Origin of the sequence: Ruminiclostridium hungatei (assembly GCF_002051585.1) — a bacterium.
Taxonomy (GTDB): domain Bacteria; phylum Bacillota; class Clostridia; order Acetivibrionales; family DSM-1351; genus Ruminiclostridium; species Ruminiclostridium hungatei.
Map to the genome: position 1 here is coordinate 101,401 of NZ_MZGX01000015.1, position 20,605 is coordinate 122,005.

At 40.0% G+C, this 20,605-nt stretch carries 18 protein-coding genes; all 18 read left to right on the forward strand.

Annotated features, from left to right (window positions below):
* Positions 1-12 precede the first annotated feature (12 nt).
* The 18 genes from CLHUN_RS12175 to CLHUN_RS12260 all read left to right on the forward strand — a co-directional run bounded on the left by CLHUN_RS12175 (position 13) and on the right by CLHUN_RS12260 (position 20,590).
* The gene (locus tag CLHUN_RS12175) at positions 13-1,503 is read left to right on the forward strand and encodes a hydrogenase 4 subunit F (RefSeq protein WP_080064866.1); all 1,491 of its coding nucleotides are present in this window, start codon (positions 13-15) and stop codon (positions 1,501-1,503) included.
* Complete coding sequence (locus CLHUN_RS12180) at positions 1,504-3,099, forward strand: hydrogenase large subunit (RefSeq protein WP_080064867.1); 1,596 nt, start codon at positions 1,504-1,506, stop codon at positions 3,097-3,099. It abuts the gene before it with no gap.
* 53 nt (positions 3,100-3,152) lie between these two features.
* Positions 3,153-3,953, forward strand: coding sequence for an NADH-quinone oxidoreductase subunit B family protein (locus CLHUN_RS12185; protein ID WP_080064868.1), 801 nt, complete (start codon positions 3,153-3,155; stop codon positions 3,951-3,953).
* A gap of 112 nt (positions 3,954-4,065) precedes the next feature.
* On the forward strand, positions 4,066-4,323 hold the full coding sequence (locus CLHUN_RS12190) for a hypothetical protein (protein ID WP_080064869.1): 258 nt from the start codon (positions 4,066-4,068) through the stop codon (positions 4,321-4,323).
* Between the two features lie 13 nt (positions 4,324-4,336).
* Positions 4,337-5,503 carry a cysteine desulfurase family protein gene (locus CLHUN_RS12195; protein ID WP_080064870.1) on the forward strand — a complete coding sequence of 389 codons (1,167 nt, stop codon included), beginning with the start codon at positions 4,337-4,339 and terminating at the stop codon, positions 5,501-5,503.
* A 39-nt stretch (positions 5,504-5,542) separates the two neighbouring features.
* Complete coding sequence (thiI, locus tag CLHUN_RS12200) at positions 5,543-6,718, forward strand: tRNA uracil 4-sulfurtransferase ThiI (protein WP_080064871.1); 1,176 nt, start codon at positions 5,543-5,545, stop codon at positions 6,716-6,718.
* A gap of 67 nt (positions 6,719-6,785) precedes the next feature.
* Positions 6,786-7,250 (forward strand): GreA/GreB family elongation factor, encoded by a 465-nt coding sequence (locus CLHUN_RS12205; RefSeq protein WP_080064872.1) that lies wholly within the window; start codon positions 6,786-6,788, stop codon positions 7,248-7,250.
* A 335-nt stretch (positions 7,251-7,585) separates the two neighbouring features.
* Positions 7,586-9,001, forward strand: coding sequence for a VanW family protein (locus CLHUN_RS12210; RefSeq protein ID WP_080064873.1), 1,416 nt, complete (start codon positions 7,586-7,588; stop codon positions 8,999-9,001).
* A gap of 58 nt (positions 9,002-9,059) precedes the next feature.
* Positions 9,060-9,743 (forward strand): DUF2225 domain-containing protein, encoded by a 684-nt coding sequence (locus tag CLHUN_RS12215; RefSeq protein WP_080064874.1) that lies wholly within the window; start codon positions 9,060-9,062, stop codon positions 9,741-9,743.
* A gap of 18 nt (positions 9,744-9,761) precedes the next feature.
* Positions 9,762-10,751 (forward strand): AIR synthase family protein, encoded by a 990-nt coding sequence (locus tag CLHUN_RS12220; RefSeq protein ID WP_080064875.1) that lies wholly within the window; start codon positions 9,762-9,764, stop codon positions 10,749-10,751.
* 227 nt (positions 10,752-10,978) lie between these two features.
* Complete coding sequence (locus CLHUN_RS12225) at positions 10,979-12,220, forward strand: serine hydroxymethyltransferase (protein ID WP_080064876.1); 1,242 nt, start codon at positions 10,979-10,981, stop codon at positions 12,218-12,220.
* Positions 12,221-12,371: 151 nt separating this feature from the next.
* On the forward strand, positions 12,372-13,193 hold the full coding sequence (proC, locus tag CLHUN_RS12230) for a pyrroline-5-carboxylate reductase (RefSeq protein WP_080064877.1): 822 nt from the start codon (positions 12,372-12,374) through the stop codon (positions 13,191-13,193).
* A 462-nt stretch (positions 13,194-13,655) separates the two neighbouring features.
* Entirely contained in the window at positions 13,656-15,422 is a 1,767-nt protein-coding gene (locus CLHUN_RS12235; RefSeq protein ID WP_080064878.1) for an ABC transporter ATP-binding protein, read from the forward strand.
* Between the two features lie 119 nt (positions 15,423-15,541).
* Positions 15,542-15,763 (forward strand): CLI_3235 family bacteriocin precursor, encoded by a 222-nt coding sequence (locus tag CLHUN_RS22900; protein WP_080064879.1) that lies wholly within the window; start codon positions 15,542-15,544, stop codon positions 15,761-15,763.
* Between the two features lie 226 nt (positions 15,764-15,989).
* Positions 15,990-17,492 (forward strand): Cys-rich peptide radical SAM maturase CcpM, encoded by a 1,503-nt coding sequence (gene ccpM, locus CLHUN_RS12245; RefSeq protein WP_080064894.1) that lies wholly within the window; start codon positions 15,990-15,992, stop codon positions 17,490-17,492.
* Positions 17,455-18,570, forward strand: coding sequence for a TIGR04066 family peptide maturation system protein (locus CLHUN_RS12250; protein WP_165755736.1), 1,116 nt, complete (start codon positions 17,455-17,457; stop codon positions 18,568-18,570). The genes ccpM and CLHUN_RS12250 overlap by 38 nt, the downstream gene beginning before the upstream one ends.
* A 117-nt stretch (positions 18,571-18,687) precedes the next feature.
* Positions 18,688-18,948: a peptide maturation system acyl carrier-related protein gene (locus tag CLHUN_RS12255; protein WP_080064881.1), complete on the forward strand. Its 261-nt coding sequence runs from the start codon at positions 18,688-18,690 to the stop codon at positions 18,946-18,948.
* Complete coding sequence (locus tag CLHUN_RS12260; protein WP_165755737.1) at positions 18,941-20,590, forward strand: S8 family peptidase; 1,650 nt, start codon at positions 18,941-18,943, stop codon at positions 20,588-20,590. Before CLHUN_RS12255 ends, CLHUN_RS12260 begins: the two co-directional genes overlap by 8 nt.
* Positions 20,591-20,605: the final 15 nt, after the last annotated feature.

Below are 20,605 nucleotides of genomic sequence, written 5' to 3' on the forward strand. Positions count from 1 at the left end.
CAGGAGGATGAAATGAATTCAGCATTCTTGGCTATACCGGCAATAATAGCCGGTTTAGTATGGACAAATAAAAATAAGACGGTTATACATTTTACCAACCTTGCCGGAGCAGCGGCGCTTCTGATAACTTCCGTACTTGCGCTGGCTGAAGTTGGCCGGTCAAAGAACATAGTGACAAGGGGTTTTTTTAAAGACATATTTTATATTGATTCATTGAGTGCTTACATATTGTTTATTACGGCGTTGGCTTTTTTTCTGGTATCAATGTATTCCATCAGTTACTTTGGGGAAGAACTCAGAAAAAAGGTCATTACTCTCAGCAAGCTTAAGCTGTACTACAGTCTTTCAAATGCGTTTGTATTTTCAATGGTTCTAGCTCTGACAACCCAGAATATGGGTGTCATGTGGATCGCAATAGAGGCCACTACTCTTGCCTCTGCCTTTCTGGTGGGTTTCTACAACAACAAGAGTTCAATTGAGGCAGCATGGAAATACCTCATAATCTGTTCAGTGGGAATTGCATTTGCATTGCTGGGCATTATTTTGCTTTACTATTCTTCAACCATTGGGCTTGGCAGCAACAAGCTGCTTGGGTTAAGCTGGAACTACCTGCTTGAGAATGCTTCAGCACTGGATTCCAGCATTCTTAAAATTTCCTTTATATTTATATTGATAGGCTTTGGTACAAAGGTGGGATTTTCACCGATGCATACCTGGCTGCCGGATGCCCATAGCCAGGCGCCGTCTCCCGTGAGCTCCCTGCTGTCGGGGGTATTGCTTAATACAGCCATGTACGGGATTATAAGGGTAATGTCAATTGTGAATAAAAGCCTGCACAGCAGCAAGTACACAGGAAATCTCCTGCTTCTGCTGGGGTTGCTGTCAATTGGTACGGCGGCTGTATTTGTACTTGTACAGCAGGACTATAAGAGGATACTGGCATATTCAAGTATTGAGCATATGGGAATTATTGCTATTGGTTTGGGTATTTGTACTCCTGTAAGTATTTTTGCTGCACTTTATCATACTTTTAATCATGCCATGACAAAATCCATGCTTTTTATTTCTACAGGAAATGTATATCTTAAGTATCATACAAAGAAAATATCCGGAGTTAAAGGACTTGTAAAAACCATGCCTGTAACCGGTATTGCTTTTTTGCTTGGGTCTTTTGCCATAACAGGCATGCCTCCTTTCGGGGTGTTTATGAGTGAATTCAATACTGTTGCAGCAGCTTTATTTTCAAGAAATTATTTGACGGCGGCACTGCTGCTGATATTTTTGGCTGCTGTATTTGGGGGTTTTGTAAAGCAAATGGGAAAGATGTTTTACGGCAGCAATAACATGACTGAGCTTCAGACGGGGGAACTGGATAAAACAGGTCCTTTTGTACTTATTATTTTGCTGTGTATAACAATTATGTTGGGGGTATATATTCCGGAACCAATTAAAGCCCTGATGGATAATGCTACCAATATTATTTTGGGAATAGGGGGGAAGTAAATGGTTTCGGAGGCTATTTTTGAAACTATAAACAGACTTTTATCCAATGTATTGCTGGATAGCAAGCTGCTGAATGAAAATGAAATATATACTGAGATTTTGCCCGGGAATATAAAGCCGGCCTGTCTGAATATTTACAGCAATATTGATTGTGTCCTGATTGATTTATTTGGAAACGATTTATCTCAATCCCATTCTGAAAAAATAATCATTTATTACACATTTTCCGTAAGATCATCAAATACTCTTATTACTCTGTTCACACAAGTTCCAAAGGATGATATCCTGCAGCTTGAATCAATTTCCGGCGAAATTCCTTCAGCAGCTCTATATGAGAGGGAGGTTCAGGATATGTACGGTATCAGTTTTTTAGATATTCCTGACTCCAGAGAATTGGTCCATCATGGGAATTTCCCTTTGAAGGTGTATCCGTTGAGAAAAGCTTTCAAAGTGAATACCAGACTTGATTTTGAAAGGAGAGAACAGGAATTTGTGAGCATCTCAGGAACAGGTGTATTTGAAGTGCCGGTTGGGCCTGTGCATGCAGGAATTATTGAACCGGGGCATTTCAGATTCAGTGTAGCCGGTGAGCCTATAATAAACCTTGAGGCAAAGCTGTATTATGTTCACAGAGGACTGGAAAAGCTTGCCGAAAACCAAAACTTTATGAGGGTATTGCTGCTTTCCGAGCGCATATCCGGAGATGAGACCTACACCAACTCTCTGGCATACTGCCAGGCGGTGGAAAAGCTTGGAGGTATTACGTATCTTTCGGAAAGAGCATTATACACAAGAGTTATATTTTCAGAACTGGAAAGAATATGTGCTCACCTTGGCGATATTTCCGGCTTGTGCGTGGACACTGCCTATGTATTCCCTGCGGGTCAATTCGCAATGATGCGACGCTGGATACTTATTTTGTGTGAGCAATTGACCGGAAGCAGATTTTTGAGAAATACAAACAAGCCTGGAGGCCTGAGGCGTGATTTTATTCGTGACAATGAAAAAATTATCGTTGAATGTATGGATAAGCTTGAAAAGGAATTTAAGGATTCGGTTAATATTATTAAAAACAATGGTATGTTTATTGATAGAGTGGAACATACGGGAATTTTAAGCAGGGAGATTGCTGCCGACCTGAATGCAGTCGGTCCCGGAGGCAGAGCCAGCGGGATAAAAACCGACGTAAGAAAGGAATTCCCTTACGCCGCATACGGCAAATTAAAATTCAATATTCCCGAGCATTTCAACTGTGATGTCAATTGCAGGATGAATGTGAAGGTTGAGGAGATATCAGAATCAATATCCTTAATAAGGCAAGCTCTTGAAAAGATGCCTGCCGAAGGACCTGTGCATATTGAGATTGAGGAACTCATTCCAAACGCTTTTGCTTTTGGAATGACTGAGTCACCCAGGGGGGAAAATGTTCATTTTGTAATGACTGGTGAAAACAATACAATTTTACGCTACAAGGTCCGGACTCCCTCTTTCTGTAACTGGCCTGCACTATGTCATGCAGTAAAATCCAATACCTTGACGGATTTTCCTTTAATTAACAAAAGCTTTAATTTGTCTTATGCCGGCAATGATTTATAGAAATACACCTTGTTTAAATGACCTATATGTTTTGCTTGAGATGGGAGATATTTATGAATAACATAATAAAAAAAATGTTACAACACGGTACCGTTACGGTTGATTACCCCAAGAAACCTATAAAGAGCTCATTTATTACAGGTGCTCCCGAATTTGACTTGAAAAAATGCAAGAGATGTATGAGGTGCTTGAACACCTGCCCCACAGGAGCAATTGTATTTGCTGACAATCCTTCGGAAAAAGCCAAAACTCCGGCGGTAAATTTAGATGAATGTATATTTTGCCGCTTTTGTGAAGAGAATTGTTCCCAAGGTGCGGTTTCCCTTACAAGCAGGTTTGAGTTAGCACAAAAGAACAGAGAGGCGCTGCGTGCCTCTCCGGTATATGTTCAGGACAATGAGGCGGGGGGGCTTGAATACGAGCTTATTGGCAAACAGCTTAAGGAAAAGGTCTATTCCACATTTGGCAAAAGCCTTCACATCAGAGAAGTTGATGCAGGCTCCTGCAATGGCTGCGATTATGAAATAAATGCACTTGGCAGCCCCTATAACGATATAGAGCGCTTCGGCATTCATTTTGTGGCCTCTCCAAGGCATGCGGATATGCTTCTGGTTACAGGGTGTGTTACCAGAAATATGGAGGAAGCTCTTATAAAAACCTATAATGCGGTGCCTTCACCAAAGCTGGTGGTGGCGGTTGGTGCATGCGCCTGCAGCGGAGGTATTTTCAAGGACAGCTATGCAGGTAAGAATGGAATTGACAGTATTTTACCGGTGGATGTTTATATACCTGGTTGTCCCCCTAGGCCACAGGCAATAATATATGGTATACTAAAGTCAATAGGAAGGCTTTGATGGCTTTAATCAGCTTGCTGATAAGCAAATGGATTATTTGCCGGAGTGCATTGGCAGGTTGGAATTTCAGAACTTGGTTTAATGTTACTTGAAAGATTGATGGGAGATAAATATGGCTGAAATATGCGTACTTTACGAAAGAGAGTGTATTGACTGCGGTGAATGCGACATGTGCGACCTTGAACCTGGAAAGCACTGTGATGACTGCGGACGCTGCATAGATGATTCTGAAGAATATAGAAGTGTAACGGTTGAGGATTTTATCAGACAGCATGTAACCGATAAGCAATTAAAAAAGATGGAAAAGAAGCTTTTAGATAGACAGGCTGAACAGGAATTAAAGCAAAAAGAAAATAAATCAGATAAATAAGAGGTTTTTTTAAATGAGTAATGAGATATATCTGGACAACAGTGCTACTACCAGGCCTTATGATGAAGTTGTTCAGTATTTGGCGGAGGTAAACAGGGATTTTTACGGAAATCCATCTTCTCTTCACACTAAAGGTATTGAAGCGGAGAAGCTTTTGAAGAAGGCCAGAACCCAAATTGCAAGTATTTTAAAGGCAGATGCCAAGGAGATTTTCTTTACGTCAGGGGGAACAGAATCAAATAATATGGCTATTCTGGGCTATTTGCGTGCAAATCCCAGAGCCGGTAAACATATAATTACCAGTGAGATAGAGCACCCGTCGGTACTTGAGGTATTCAAGCAGCTATCGTTGGAAGGCTATCGTGTAGATTTTATTCCTGTTGATTCAAAAGGAATAATAAAGCTTGATATGCTGAGGAAAGCAGCCGATAAGGAAACTGCCCTGCTCAGCTTCATGTACACAAACAATGAAGTAGGTTCAAATCAGCCGATAACTGAGATTGCCAAAATCAGAAAAGAGTTGTGCCCCTCCGGAATACTTCATATCGATGCAGTACAAGCCTTTGGAAAAACGGATATTGTACCCTCTTACATGAATATCGACCTTATGTCGGTAAGCTCACATAAAATACATGGGCCAAAGGGAATTGGAGCGCTTTATATAAAAAAGGGCGTCAGAGTCAAGCCAATTTTGCTGGGAGGCGGACAGGAAACTGCTCTCAGGTCAGGGACTGAAAATGTTCCCGGCATTTGCGGGTTCGGTCTTGCAGCAGAAATTGCTTCAAAAAACATGGATGAAAGTTATAAGAAGGTCAGCGCATTACGACAGAGGCTGGTTGACGGCATAAGGGCGAACATTGCTGCCGCCGCCATAAATTCATCAGATGAAACCCTGCCTTACATTATAAATGTATCCTTCCCGGAGCTGAAAGCAGAAGTATTACTGCATCATCTGGAACAAAGGAATATATTTGTTTCTACAGGTTCAGCCTGCTCTTCTCATAAAAGCAGCATAAGTCATGTACTCAAAGCAATGGGGGTGACACCGAAGGCTATTGATGGTGCAATCCGTTTCAGCTTGTCGGCGTCCAACAGTTACGAAGAAATAGATGAAACAATACGCGCCTTAAAGGAAATTATTCCGGTCATTAGTATAAAGCGCAGAGGGAAAGTCTGGTAGATATTACATAAAATGCCATTGTCGGCTATGGAGGTTTAAATGAAAAAAATCATTTTGGTGCGTTATGGTGAGATTATACTTAAGGGTTTAAATAGACCGGTTTTTGAAGATAAGCTTATTGGAAATATTAAAAGTGCAATTTTAAAATCAGGCGATGTGAGGATTTTCAAGTCCCAGGGAAGAATCTATATAGAACCTCAGATCGATGAATATGATTTTGATTATGTGATTGACAAGGTCACTAAAATATTCGGAGTTGTTTCAGTGAGCCCGGTCTGGAAAATAGATACCGACTATGACAAGATTAAATCAACAGCATTAAGGCTGGCTTCCGAACTGGTTGAGCAGTTTGGTTATAAGACTTTCAAGCTTGAGACCAAAAGGGGTAATAAAAGATTTCCCATGCAGTCACCTGAGATAAGTGCCGACGTTGGAGGACATATACTTGAGAATTTACAGGGCTTGACTGTTGATGTCAGAAATCCGGATTTTGTAATATACCTTGAAGTAAGGGAAAGTTCATATGTATATTCTGAAATTATAAAGGCCCATGGAGGAATGCCCCTGGGATCAAACGGAAAAGCTCTTTTACTGCTATCCGGAGGTATTGACAGCCCTGTGGCAGGTTGGATGATGGGAAAACGCGGAGTGGAAATAGAAGCTGTTCATTTTTACAGTTATCCTTATACCAGCGAAAGGGCCAAGCAAAAAGTAGTGGACCTTGCTCAAATTCTGTCCCAGTATTGCGGCAAGTTCAGGCTGCATGTGGTTCCCTTTACAGAAATACAGCTTGCCATAAATGATAATTGTCCGGAGGAGCAGCTTACCATAATTATGAGACGTATTATGATGAGAATTGCTGAAATCATTGCACGCAAAAATGGTTCAATGGCACTGATTACCGGAGAAAGCATGGGGCAGGTTGCAAGTCAGACCATGCAAAGCCTTTATTGTACCGATGCAGCGGTTGATATGCCTGTATTCCGGCCGCTGATTGGAATGGATAAAGTTGAAGTTGTTGATATGGCAAGAAAAATTGATACTTTTGAGACTTCCATATTGCCTTATGAGGATTGTTGTACAGTTTTTGTGGCAAAGCATCCTCAGACAAAGCCAAAGCTGGAAAAAATAATGCAGTCGGAAGAAGCTGTTGATTTTGAACCATTGATTGAAAAGGCGGTTGCAGAAACAGAAGTAATTGTTTTAAAACCATAATGGCAGATGCATTAATTTTATAAAGACAAGTTCGAGTGCGGTAATGACAATATTTTGGAGGTATTAAATGAGTCACACACTGACGGAAGAAAATATAAAAAAATTACAGGAAGAATTGGAATATAGAATGACTGTAAAAAGAGCGGAAATTGCCCGGGAAAAACTCATAGCTGCAGAGCATGGTGACAGGTCTGAGAACGCAGAGTACAAGGAGGCATGTGAAAGATACACTGCAAATGACAACCGGATTCAGCAGTTGTTGACGATTATTTCTACCGCTACGGTAGTAGATGCCAGCAGTGAAGATAAGTCTGTATTGGGAATTAACAGCAGGGCCAGAATAAGATTTGTTGAGGACGAAGACGAGGATGTCCTGACTTTGGTGACTACCATGGATAGTGATCCTGCCCGAATGCGAATAAGTATAGAATCTGATTTGGGAAAGGCTCTAAATGGTAAAAAAGCGGGAGCTGTAGTTGAGGTAAATGCTATAAGCGGAAGATATTCGGTAGAAATATTAGAAATATTATAAAAATATAGACGTCTTAGCGGGTTAAAGGCCGCAGCAGGAAAATCATTGGTATTTTCTGCTGCGGCCTTTCTATTTTGAACTTTCAAGATTAGAAATATTCCTGACAAATAAATAATATTATAGTAAAGGCGTGCTTGATATGGAATAAACTTATAATCACTTTATTTCATAAAGTCAATAATGGTTGAAACCTTCGTCTTCAAGGCGAATATGTGCTTTCAAGCATCTATTTTAAAGGTTTCCACAGTTTAGGTTTTTACATAAGGACATAATTACATAATGATGTAATTATAATTATTTCCATCTGCCTGAATATTGGAAAGTAGCTGGTATTTATGAGAATAAACAAAAAAAATATAATTGGCGGCGTAAATAATTGCAGGAAGAAAGCAAGACTCTTTATTTCCGCAATATTGATAATTACAATGGCGTCAGCCATTGTATATTATTCAGCCGCATGCAGAAAGCTATCCTATGAATATTTTTATGAAGGTGTGTATATAGATGGTGTCAATGTTGCAGGCCTGACAAAAGCCGGAGCCTTTGAAAAGCTTGAGGCAGACTTTAAAAATAATTACAGGCAATCTTCGGTGGAGCTGATTTCTGATAACAGCAGATGGACTTTATCCCTGGACAGTATTAATTTCAGATTCGATTTCCAAAGCTCCATAGATAATGCATACAGGCTGGGGAGAACCGGCAACTGGGTGCACCGTATCAGTACAATCAGGAGTCTGGCCGAAAAACCCGTAAACTTTGTTGTGACCGCTCAGTATGATAAGGCCAGGCTTTATAGTATCCTGTCAAAGATCAAAAAGCAGATTGATTTTTCAGGTTCCAACTCCACATATGAATATAATTATGGTAAAATAGTATATACCAAAGATATAAATGGCACAAAAATGGACATTGAAACAAACACAAGGCTTATAGAAGCAAAGCTGCTAAACAGAGATTTTAGTGATATATGCCTGGATGTAGAGGTAATCAGGCCAATGATTGCGGTGGGGGATGTAAAGGAGTTGAAAGATGTCCTGAGTGTTTTTACCACCAGGTTCAACTCAAATAATTACAGCAGGGCCCATAACATTGAACTGGCAGGCAATAGAATCAACAATTATCTTCTGCTTCCGGGAGAAGAGTTTTCCATGGATTGCGCGCTTGGGCCCAGAACATCTTCCAACGGCTATATGCAGGCGCCCATAATTATGAGGAGCCAGTTTGTTGCAGGAACGGGAGGAGGCGTATGCCAGGTAGCCACTACCTTGTATAATGCGGTTTTATTGTCATGTTTGGAGGTTACCAAAAGGGTACATCATTCAATTCCACTGGGGTATGTTCCCCCGGGACAGGATGCTACGATATCAGAAGGTTATATAGACTTGAAATTCAAGAACAATAGGGATTATACTATTTGTATCGTATCAGAAGTGAAAGATGGTACCGTTACGGTGAAAATAATCGGCAGAAAAAGAGCCGGCGAAACCGTAAATACCGTATTAAGGCCTGTGGTCATGGAGGAATATGCTCCTCCGGAACCGGAATATGTTGTTGACAGCAGCCTGGCTGACCAGCAGGTACGGATAAGAGTTAAAGAGAGAAAGGGTTTAAAAGTTATATTATATAGAGACAGCTACAACGTACAGGGTGCCTTGACAAACAGCGAAATAATAAGCGAGGATATATATAAGCCTGTACGGGGACAGCTTGCTGTCAATAGAAAAACATTTGATTCCCTAAGGAGTAACTAATGCTAATACTATATTGATAAGGATTGATAAATATACTAAACTATCAGGGGTATGGGTCATGAATGATTTACTTTATAACAAAAAGGTGATGTGTCCTGTCTGCAACAGAGAAATAGAAGTAACCAAGGTAAAAACAAAAGGCTGCAAGGTGAAATCAAGAGATACGGATATGTGCGTGCATTACGAGGATTTGAACGTACTGTTTTATGATGTCTGGGTCTGTGAAAATTGTGGGTATGCGGCTTTACAGGACAAGTTCGAGGGAATTTTCACAAGAGATATTGCAGCAATAAAGAGTAATATTTCACAAAATTGGGTAGTGAGAAGCTTCAAAGGCGAAAGAGAAGTTGATAAGGCCATTGAGGCCTTTAAGCTGGCGCTGCTCACACTGAAGGTCAGAAATGCCAAAGCCAGCGAGGTTGCCAAGGTTTGCCTCAGGATTGCCTGGCTTTACAGAGATAAGAACGATATAAAAAGGGAGACGGAATTCCTGAACTTTGCTCTGAATTCATATAATGAAGCGTACCTGAAGGAAAGATTTCCTTTGGACAAGCTTGACGAATTTACCTGTATGTACATAATAGCTGAATTGTTCAGAAGGGTTGGAAAGCTGGAGGACGCTATTCAGTGGTTCAGCAGAATAGTTTCGTCTGCAGAAGCAAGAAGAAATCCAAAATTAATAGATATGGCACGTGATCAGTACCAGTTGGCCAAAGACCAGCTTGCTGAGGCAAATGCTTAAAGGAGACATGTTTCAATAATGGAGGCTGGCAAAGTACCCAATGAAATTCTAGATAAAATTGTTCTTAGTAAAATAAATAGATTCAGAAAAGATATTATACTCAGGCCCGGAATTGGAGAAGATTGTGCTGCAATAGACTTTGACAGCTACGCCTGTGTACTTTCTACCGACCCGATTACAGGAGCTGCAAAGGATGTGGGACAACTGGCTGTCCATATTTCCTGCAATGACATTGCATCCTGCGGAGTAGAACCTTTAGGACTTATGGTTACTGTTTTATGTCCTGTGGGCACAACTGAAGACGAGTTGGGCAAGGTAATGGAGCAAATGTCTGTGACGGCGGCCGAGTTAAATGTTGAAATTATTGGAGGACATACTGAGGTAACAGCGGCGGTAAACAAAATAGTCATTTCCACTACCTGTATCGGCAAGGCTCTCAGGAACAGGGTTATTTCCACCAGAGGCGCCAGACCGGGAGACAGTGTCATAATGACCAAGAGCGCGGGACTTGAAGGAACGGCCATTATTGCAAGGGATTTTGAGCATAAGCTGTCAGGCAAACTGACAAAGGCTCAGTTGAAAAAAGCGGGAGATTTGCTCAACTCTATAAGCGTTGTGCGTGAAGGTGTGATAGCCGGAGAGTTTGGTGCTTCTGCCATGCATGACATAACAGAAGGCGGTGTTTTGGGAGCGGCCTGGGAGATGGCAGAGGCTTCTGAAACCGGAATAGTGATTAATAAGGACAAGATTCCCGTTGAGGATGTAACTGCAGCAATATGTGATGCTCTGGGCCTGGATGCACTCAAACTGATATCCTCCGGCTGTATGCTGATAACCTGTGAAAAGGGGGAGGAGCTGTGCAGCCTGCTGGAAAAGAATAATATCAGGGCAACGGTTATAGGCCTGATAACAGCGGACAAAAAAGAAAGAATACTGGCAAGTGAAACCGGGGGTATTGCTGCTGAAATCCTGCCGCCCGGTGCGGACGAACTATATAGGGTGATTTGAGTCATACAGAATACTCAGGGCAACAACGGGTATTCTGTTTTGCATATTTATGTAGTTTTTTAAAACTTTTGCACATTTAATGTATATTCAATTGACATACCTCAGTGAATTTTATTATAATTTTATTAGGGAGTCTTCCCAGGGAAAACAAATATGTTTACCTCAAAGACTTTATGGAATAAATAACTAATTTGTCAATATAGATTTGACAGGAGCGGAGGAAGATTTTGTACAATATTGATACAGTAAAAAAGATTGATCCTCAGGTGGCTGAGGCCATAGAGCTGGAAGTGGGCAGGCAGAGAAACAAAATTGAGCTGATAGCCTCTGAAAACTTTGTAAGTGATGCGGTAATGGAAGCACTTGGAACACCCTTGACAAACAAATATGCTGAAGGCTATCCCGGCAAAAGATATTACGGAGGCTGCGAGCATGTTGACATAATTGAACAACTGGCCATAGACAGAGCCAAGGAAATTTTTGGTGCGGAACATGCCAATGTACAGCCGCACTCAGGCGCACAGGCGAACTCAGCGGTGTATTTTGCTTTTCTGAATCCGGGAGATACCATATTGGGAATGAACCTGGCGCATGGAGGACATTTAAGCCATGGCAGCCCGGTTAATATATCCGGAAAATATTACAAGGTAGTACCCTACGGCGTAAGAGAAGACAATTGCTATATTGATTACGAAGAACTGAGAAGCATTGCCAAAGCCAATACACCAAAGATTATTGTTGCGGGCGCAAGTGCATATCCAAGAATTTTGGATTTTAAGGCCTTCAGAGAGATAGCGGATGAAGTTGGAGCCTTGTTAATGGTAGACATGGCCCATATAGCCGGTCTTGTCGCTGCTGGTGTTCACCCCAGCCCTGTACCGTATGCTGATATAGTAACAACTACTACACATAAGACCCTCAGAGGACCAAGAGGCGGTATGATTCTCTGCAGGCAGGAATATGCCAAGAAGATTGACAGCGCCGTATTCCCGGGCAACCAGGGCGGTCCGCTGATGCATGTTATAGCTGCAAAGGCCGTAAGCTTCAAGGAAGTTCTTTCAGAGGATTTCAAAGTATACCAGAAAAATATAGTAAAGAATGCCAAGGCTTTATCAGAAGCACTTATAGGCAAAGGTTTCAAGCTTGTTTCAGACGGTACGGACAATCACTTGATGCTTGTTAACCTCACAAACATGAATATAACAGGAAAAGAGGCTCAGCATAAGCTGGATGAAGTTTGTATCACCTGCAACAAAAACGGAATTCCTTTTGACACTCAGAGCCCGTTCATCACAAGTGGTATCAGGCTTGGAACTCCGGCTGTCACAGCCAGAGGCATGAATGAGGAGGACATGAAGGAAATTGCAGAGCTTATCCACATGACAATTACTGATTTTGACAACTCTCAAGACAGTATTCGCTCAAGGGTGCAGGTGCTATGTGATAAGTACCCGTTGTATGCCAGATAATTCAAGCTTAAATTAATACAAACCCGGATAACTTAAGGATATTTAAAGGATATTCTTAAGTTATTCTTTAATTATGGAACAGATTTTCTTACCTGTATGGCATAGAAACAGCGGTGAGATATTTATTTTCATTTTGAAACGGAGATAGAATATGGATATAAAATTAGGATTTATAGGAACTGGCAATATGGGTTCGGCCCTTGTTAAAAGTCTTGTTAAGGCTGATTTTTTGCCTGCGGCAAAGATTTTTATGTTTGATGTGGATAAAAAGAAACTGGAACAATTGAGCAGTGAAACCGGTGTCGTACCTGTGGCTTCGGCTGAAGAACTGGTTGCGGCGGCAGACATTATCGTACTTGCAGTTAAGCCAAACATTCTGAAAAGCGTACTGGAGGGAGTGAAACCTGTAATTGATGACAAGAAGGTCATTGTCTCATTTGCAGTAGGTATTCCTATAAGTTTTTATGAGGACATCCTGGGAACTGACAAGAAAATAGTGCGCTCCATGCCAAATACTCCTGCTATGGTAGGAGAAGGCATGACCCTTATATGTCAGAACAGCAACGTGACCGAGCTGGAATTTGCCATAGTAAGGCAGATGTTTGACTGTGCAGGCAAATGTGAATTTCTGCCTGAAAAGCTTATGAGTGAGGTAACTGCGCTCACCGGCAGCAGCCCGGCATATGTATTTATGTTCATAGAAGCCATGGCTGATGCAGCCGTCCTGTCAGGAATACCGAGGGACATGTCTTACAGGCTGGCAGCACAGGCAGTACTGGGTTCTGCAAAGATGGTGCTGGAAACAGGCCTGCACCCTGGAGTGCTGAAGGATCAGGTTTGCTCTCCGGGAGGAACTACCATAGAAGCTGTAAGCACTCTTGAAAAAAACGCCTTCAGATATGCGGTCATGGAGGCAATGGACCAATGTACAAAAAAAGCCAGACAGATAGGAGAAGCTTTTAACAGGAAATAAAAAACAAGAAATAGAGTCAAAAAGCGGTAGCTACAAAACATAGAATTAAATGCATCAACGTATTACACTTCAATATAAACTTGTCTTGAAAGGTTTACGGTAAGATTGAGAGTATGAAGTTTTTTCTGTAAACAGCTTTCTATAATATTAAAATTAGAGGTATGGAGGCCGAAAGATTGGCTTTCATACCTTGTTTGCAATATAAATAAATATTCTTGGCATGTCATTTGTTTTGAAGATATAGAATATTTAAATCTATTTAAATATGGCCTTCTTAGCTCTTCTCTGGCTTGGAAGGTATAATCATTCAGCCATTCTATTCTGAGTTACCCAAGAAAGATTCCATCGCTCAGTTCACTCTGTGGAGTAGAAACCAATTTTTAAAATATTAGTCATTTATTGTAAAATTAGATATATAGTGATAAAATGTGGTAATAAAAGTAAATTTACAGGGTGCTAAATATGCAAATAAGTAGTGAGGATAAAAAGATAATAAAGAGAATTTTGTATCTATTCAGGCCGCATATCAAAAAAGTTGTTGTCATTTTGGCATGTATGCTTTTGTCAGCCGGAATAAGCATGATGATTCCCAGAATGAGCCAGCAGCTTATGGACAAGGGACTATTGGCCCGCAATTATAAGCTGCTTGTTTTTTTTACCCTTGCAACTTTGGCATTACTTTTAATTGATCAGGGTCTGGGCTTTCTTGAAACAAAAAAACGGATATATCTGAATTCCATTATCCCATTCACACTATCTAAAAATGCCTTTAAGCATACCCTTCGGATGAAAGTGCATTTCTTTAACAGCTCAAATGCTTCAGAAATCATGAGTACCATTGGAATGGACGTAAGTAATATAGGAAGAATTTGCGACAGCAGCACCTTTTATATACTGTCCAGCATCTTTAAGATGGTCGGAGGCTTTGTAGGGTTACTGCTGATAGACTGGAAATTAACTATAATGGTAGTGGTAATAGTACCTTTCCGGTACATCCTTGTCAAATACATTGCGAAAAAGCGCAAACAGATATTTGAGGAGTCTATGGAAGCCAATAAGCATTTTGCTACATTTTACGGGGACACCATAGCAGGCATAAAGGAAGTAAAGCTTTGGGGCATGGACAGGATAAAGATAGGCGAATATATAAAAGAACAGCGAAAAATAATTAACGCAAATATAAAAATGGGACTGATAGATAAGCTGAATGAGTTTTCTGAGTCGTTACTGTTTCAATTGATTATAGATTTAATTTACATCGTCGGGGCATACATGGTGTTTCAAAACAGCTTGACCGTAGGGGAACTGTTTGCTTTTATTACCTACAGTTCCTATGTTACCGGCCCGATATCTGCAATACTCAATATTGGCTACAACTTTGTTAATATAATTCCGTCGGCCAAAAGATATTTTGACTTTATGGACAGGGAAGGTGAGCCTTACGGTGGGAATAGGAATAATTCCGCCGTTGGCGTAAAAGACAGTAAAGAGGTTATTGCTTTTAAAGATGTTTCATTTTCATATACCGGTGGAAAGCAGGTGCTGGATAAAATCAGTTTTGAAATTAATAAAGGAGATAAAATTGCAATCGTTGGAGCCAACGGCTCAGGCAAAAGTACTATTATAAATCTTTTGCTGAGATTCTACCAGCCGGATTCAGGAAAAATACTGCTGGATGGGATAGATATAACCACCATTAACTTGAGGGAATATAGAAAAATGATTTCGGTAGTAAGCCAGGATATGCATTTGTTTAATGCCAGCATAAAATATAATATTGCGCTCAATACAAAAATGAAGGAATTATACATTTTAAAAGCTGTTAAAGAATGCGGGGCAAGCAAATTCATTGATAAGCTTCCGGACAAGCTTGACACGGTGGTTGGGAGAAACGGTGCCATGGTGTCAGGAGGAGAGAGACAGAAAATAGCCCTTGCAAGGGCTGTGGTAAGAGAGTCTGAAATACTGATACTTGATGAAGCAACCGCGAATTATGATATTGAATCCGAGGCTGCGGTAAATAAATTTATTGGGGAGCAACTTAATGGAAGGACGGCAATTATTATCAGCCACAAGCCCGATATTTTGAAGTATGTGGATAAGGTGATTATACTTGAAGACGGCAGGATTGTTGATGCGGGAAGGCATGAAGAACTTTGCAGGAGAAGCAATATATACAAAAAGATGATGGAAACCCATGATGCTTTTAAGGACAAGCACGCTATTTAATATGGTATTGATTCCCTGTATTAAAACCTCGAGGGAATAAAAGGGATTCGATATAGAGTTAATGTCAGGGTAGTCGCGAACTTTGGCATTCCAAGGTCAAAATGTAGGGAGGTGAAATAATGAGAAAGTTAGGGAAAAAAGCTCATGAAATGCTTGAGTCTGTTGAAGCATATTGTACATGTTCAAGTGGTTGCAATGTTAGCTGCAGCTGCACTTGTATATGCAATGGAACACAATATTCGGCAATGACTTCATATAATGGCTCAACGAGTACTCAGAGCGCTCGGTCGAAGGATTTGGCAAGTTATCATGTAACGAATGGTACATCAAGTAACAGATAATATTTTTAGAATTATTTGTGATTGACCTGAACCCAGCAAAGGGGTTATCCTTTGCTGGGCTGATTTTAAAAATGTGGGGAGATAAGGCTTAAAGAAATCACTAATACATTTAACTAATACATTTAACTAATACATTTAAAGGAGGTGCCGGGTCCATGTCATTTCTGTCAAGGAAATGCATATTTCCTTGGTGTTCTTGTGTAGAATGCGGGACATGGACATATTTATGCTTGAATCAAAACCGTTTATTTATCCATTCTGTACAGCAGGAGGATGTTATATATATGATGTTAACAAAAATGGAATTATAGGTGTAAGCAAAGAAACCTATAGGTATCTGGCCGGCAAAACAAATAAACTCAATCCCATTGCTGAACATGAAATTAATAAAATGCTTATAAATGGATTTTTATCTCATAAAAAGTTCAAAAATATATTACATCCTTCAAGTAATAGTCTGGAATATATTCTTGACAGTGCTTTGGAAAAAATAACTTTACAGGTAACACAACAATGTAATCTGCGGTGCGAATATTGTATATATTCGGGAGACACCGGAAATTACCAGAACAGAAGCCATCAAAGTAAAAAAATGAGCTTTGAGCTGGCGAGAAAGGGTATTGATTTTTTGATTGCGCATTCTCAGGATTCTAACAGATTAAATGTGGCATTTTATGGCGGAGAGCCACTTTTGGAATTTGAACTTATAAAAAATTGTATAAAATATGCAAAAGAACAAGCAGAAGGTAAAGAAATATCCTTTTCAATAACAACAAATGCAACGCTGCTAAATGAAGAAATTATCAAATATTTATATGAAAATGAAATCATGCTTACCATCAGTCTGGATGGACCGAAGGAAATACATAATAAAAACAGAAAATTTGCCGGCAGCGGCACAGGCTCCTTTGACAAAATAATGGAAAACATGGAGATTCTCAAGGAGAGCTACCCAGACTACTTTAAAAATGTAATGTTCAATGTGGTCATGGATCCGACGGCGGATTATAAATGCATATCCGAATTTTTTGTGGGCTATGACACTGTAAAGGAAGCCCAACAAATGGCAACTATGCCTTCTGCGCAATATTCAGATAAGACTGTGACTATGGACGAAAATTTCAGAGCAGATTATAATTATGAATTCTTCAAAATTTTCTTATATAAACTGGGACGGCTTGAGAAAAAGTATGTAAGTAATTTGAACCTATCGTATTTTGGAAGGTTAAAAAGTACTTATCATGAAAAAAGGACACCTACATCTGGTCTTCATGATTACGGACACCCAGGCGGACCTTGCATACCTGGACAGATGAGACTGTTTATGGACGTAGATGGTGTGTTTTACCCCTGTGAGAGGGTGAGCGAGATATCTGACGCAATGAAAATAGGAACTTTGGAGAGCGGCTTTGATATAGAGAAGTGCATGAAAATACTTAACATAGGTAAAATTACAGAGCAAAGCTGTATAAACTGCTGGGCTTTCAGATATTGCTTCCAATGTGCTGCTTTTGCGGATGACACAAAAAACCTTACTGCTAAAAAAAGATTGCAGCAATGTGAGAGTACAAAAAGAGATATAGAAGAACAATTGAAGGACTACTGTACATTATTGGAGCTGGGATATGACTTTGAAGGTGAGGAAAATCCTTTTATTCAAATTTCAAAAAAAGAATGGGAGGCAAAAGAAAATGATACGGAAAAAAAGACTGCTGGTATATCCCTTTGACAATGATTTTTTAGCTGTAATCAAGCATACTGAGCTTATAAGCGAATATGAGATTACAAAATTAGTCTCGCCCAATGGCTGGGGGTTCGCAGGTAAAGATGCAGGAAGCTCAGGAAAGTGGAAAGAAACAGGGATAAAGGTAGAGGGGAATTTTAAAGAAGCTTTGGGTGCCTGCGAGGCCGTACTCTTTGTTGATTCCCATTTGAAGCTGGATTTTGAAAAAATAGTTTATCCCAAAATGCTGGAAGCTATAACAGGAAAGAAGGATATCCTGTGTGAAATAAAAGTTGAAGATAAAATAAAAAAGGAATTGGCTGAACTTGCTTCAAACAATGGGGTAAGCTGCGATTTCTTAAGTGACAATGAGGTGTGGTCTTCCCCTGCACTCAGTGAAATTTATAATATAAACATACCGGTTATTTTCGTATTGGGAATTTCGGAAAGAGCGAATAAATTTGAAATACAACTGGCTCTCAGAAAAAGGTTGCTTAAGGAAGGCTATAAAGTCAGTCAAGTAGGAACAAAAAAATATTGTGAGCTTTTAGGCTTTCACTCCATGCCGAGCTTCATTTATGGTAACAGCTTATCGGAGCCAGAAAAGATAACCTTGTTCAATCATTATATTAAGAAAATGGAGAAGGAAGAGAAGCCGGATGTGATTATTATCGGGTTACCCGGCGGGACAATGAAATTTAATAACAAGTACACCTGCAATTATGGAATTACTTCCTATGAAATATCTCAGGCTGTTATTCCGGATGCGGCAATTTGCAGTGTCCTGTATGAAGATTATAAACCTGCTTATTTTGAAAACGTTTGTAAATCTTTGCAGTATAAATTAGGCTTTAAGGTGGATTGCTTCAATTTATCAAATTATCAGTTTGACTGGATAAGAACTGAGTCATCCATGCAAATGTGCTTTACGTTGCTGGATTCAAAGGCTGTTATTCAAAAAATTGAAAATTTATCCGGGATGGAAACACCAATCTTTAATATTCTTGAGGAAGATCATTCGGATGAAATGTGCAAATTCATATTGGATAAATTAGGCAGCTATGCAGAAGTATCGGCTTTTTAAGGAGGATAGCGTGAAAGATACATGTGGTAAGTCAAAGTGGATTTCACGCAGCGAAAGCCACTACGTGTCTTTCATTACTATTTGTGTACGCGCTATGCGTGTAGATTGGAGTTTAACATGGAACATATAGAAAATAGGTTGGACGATATATTTAAAAAGAGATTTGGTATAGAGATGAGCCCGATAAAAGAAGCGGTAAGAGATAAAAAACTTTTAGGACAAGAGTTCGGTATGCCTCCCAGAGATTTATTATATCTATTTTTTGATGTAGAAGAAAAATTTTCAATAAAAATCCCCCAGGAAGCTGTTGCCTCCGGTGAATTCAGCACCTATGACGGCATATGTAAAATTATAGATAATGAACTTAGAAATGAATAGACAAGTAAAAATAGTTATTATTGATGATGGGATAAATGAAAAGCTATATAACACAGGGAGTCTGTGGCTGAATTTAGAAGTGACCAGAGACCTTCAAATACGTCAGCGGGAGGATTACTCCCCATATGAGCCCAGTCACGGTACCGCCTGCGGGGCAATTATCAAGAAATACAGTACTGATGCTGAATTGGGCAGTATAAAAGTGCTGAATGAGACCGGGCGCGGAGTCAGGGATCAGCTTATTACAGCCCTATGCTGGTGTACGGACAATGATATAAAGCTTATAAATTTAAGCCTTGGCACAATCGACTTCAGAGATTATGAAGCGGTGCGCAAGGCTGTAAATTATGCTGTCAGTAAAGGAGTCATCATTATAGCAGCGTGTAATAATGGGAACTTATTTACTCAACCGGCCTCTCTATCGGATGTTATCGGAGTAAAATGTGATATGGATGGCAAATTGAAGGAAGGGCAGTACAGATACAATTGTTATCCCCTGGATGGAATTGACATAACAGCTTGTGCATCCCATTTCCTCGTGAAATATGATGACACAGGGAAAAAAACAGCTCCATGCAACAGTTTTGCAGCGCCTATGATAACTGCAGAAGCCTGTAATATTTTGCAGCATAATCCATCCATTTCATTTCAAGAAATGAGACGAAAACTTGCTGAGGGGGCGGAAAATGCCCTGCCGGAAAACTGGCATGCAAACATGTACCCAAGGGCTGACTGGATAGAAAACGCAATAGTATTCAATACGAGCTGCTCAAAAAACTCAACGGTGAATATACCTTACAGTGGTGTTGTAAAAAGCGTAATAGATATTAGATGTAGCAAAAGCGAAGAAGGTATGGGAAAAGTTCTTGAATACTTAAAGAAAAGCAAGGCTATTCTGAATGGAATTGATACGGTTATAGCCAATTTGGCCCATTCTACCTGTGCAGCAAATGACACAAGCCTGCTGGATTTAGTCTGTTTCCTTGAGAGTATGGATAAGAACCTGGTCTGCTTGGATGACAATTGGCCCTATCAAAATATTTTCTACGATGATAGTAGAGAAAGAATAAAAGTATTTCATCCGTCAGTCTATGCAAATGTTACGAGTGGTGAAAAAACGTATATTGATGTACCCGTGATAGCCATCTGTGATTTCAGCGGTACTGAATTCCTTAATAGTATAGGAAGACTGAAGGATATTTTTCGTGAAAACGGTTATAACGCTATTGCAGTGTCGGATACATGTAAAGGAATTGCAGCGGGAATCGAGTATTTGCCCTGCATGGGAAATGCATTATGGGACGAGTCGGTGCATATTTCCCTGGAACACCTGAACAGGATATATGACCCTGATATAATTCTTTTGGGTATTGATGCTTTAAATAGGGAGATTGATTATTTAAAAGCACTGGAAAACAAGTATGAAGTAGATATTAAGATTTGTATTCCAAAAGAAAAAAATCACTGCGTACATGATATTAATAATCTCGGTACAAGAAGTAAAAATATGCTGGTTCTCACAGGAGATGGGCAAGAGAGTTGTGAGAAAATAATAAACATCTCTGATGAATTCCATGTAGAGATGCTATATAAATATATTGTTGAGTTGTTTGATAAAAATAGTAAGCTTAGCGGAGAATAAAACATTTAAGGCACG

Bases quoted from the DNA above. Each gene is read 5' to 3' on its own strand.
- CLHUN_RS12175 (WP_080064866.1), top strand. From the start codon at position 13: ATGAATTCAGCATTCTTGGCTATACCGGCAATAATAGCCGGTTTAGTA.
- CLHUN_RS12235 (WP_080064878.1), top strand. From the start codon at position 13,656: ATGCAAATAAGTAGTGAGGATAAAAAGATAATAAAGAGAATTTTGTAT.
- CLHUN_RS12195 (WP_080064870.1), top strand. From the start codon at position 4,337: ATGAGTAATGAGATATATCTGGACAACAGTGCTACTACCAGGCCTTAT.
- CLHUN_RS12215 (WP_080064874.1), top strand. From the start codon at position 9,060: ATGAATGATTTACTTTATAACAAAAAGGTGATGTGTCCTGTCTGCAAC.
- CLHUN_RS12250 (WP_165755736.1), top strand. From the start codon at position 17,455: ATGATACGGAAAAAAAGACTGCTGGTATATCCCTTTGACAATGATTTT.
- proC (WP_080064877.1), top strand. From the start codon at position 12,372: ATGGATATAAAATTAGGATTTATAGGAACTGGCAATATGGGTTCGGCC.
- ccpM (WP_080064894.1), top strand. From the start codon at position 15,990: ATGCTTGAATCAAAACCGTTTATTTATCCATTCTGTACAGCAGGAGGA.
- CLHUN_RS12260 (WP_165755737.1), top strand. From the start codon at position 18,941: ATGAATAGACAAGTAAAAATAGTTATTATTGATGATGGGATAAATGAA.
- CLHUN_RS12180 (WP_080064867.1), top strand. From the start codon at position 1,504: ATGGTTTCGGAGGCTATTTTTGAAACTATAAACAGACTTTTATCCAAT.
- CLHUN_RS12255 (WP_080064881.1), top strand. From the start codon at position 18,688: ATGGAACATATAGAAAATAGGTTGGACGATATATTTAAAAAGAGATTT.
- CLHUN_RS12185 (WP_080064868.1), top strand. From the start codon at position 3,153: ATGAATAACATAATAAAAAAAATGTTACAACACGGTACCGTTACGGTT.
- CLHUN_RS22900 (WP_080064879.1), top strand. From the start codon at position 15,542: ATGAGAAAGTTAGGGAAAAAAGCTCATGAAATGCTTGAGTCTGTTGAA.
- thiI (WP_080064871.1), top strand. From the start codon at position 5,543: ATGAAAAAAATCATTTTGGTGCGTTATGGTGAGATTATACTTAAGGGT.
- CLHUN_RS12220 (WP_080064875.1), top strand. From the start codon at position 9,762: ATGGAGGCTGGCAAAGTACCCAATGAAATTCTAGATAAAATTGTTCTT.
- CLHUN_RS12190 (WP_080064869.1), top strand. From the start codon at position 4,066: ATGGCTGAAATATGCGTACTTTACGAAAGAGAGTGTATTGACTGCGGT.
- CLHUN_RS12205 (WP_080064872.1), top strand. From the start codon at position 6,786: ATGAGTCACACACTGACGGAAGAAAATATAAAAAAATTACAGGAAGAA.
- CLHUN_RS12210 (WP_080064873.1), top strand. From the start codon at position 7,586: ATGAGAATAAACAAAAAAAATATAATTGGCGGCGTAAATAATTGCAGG.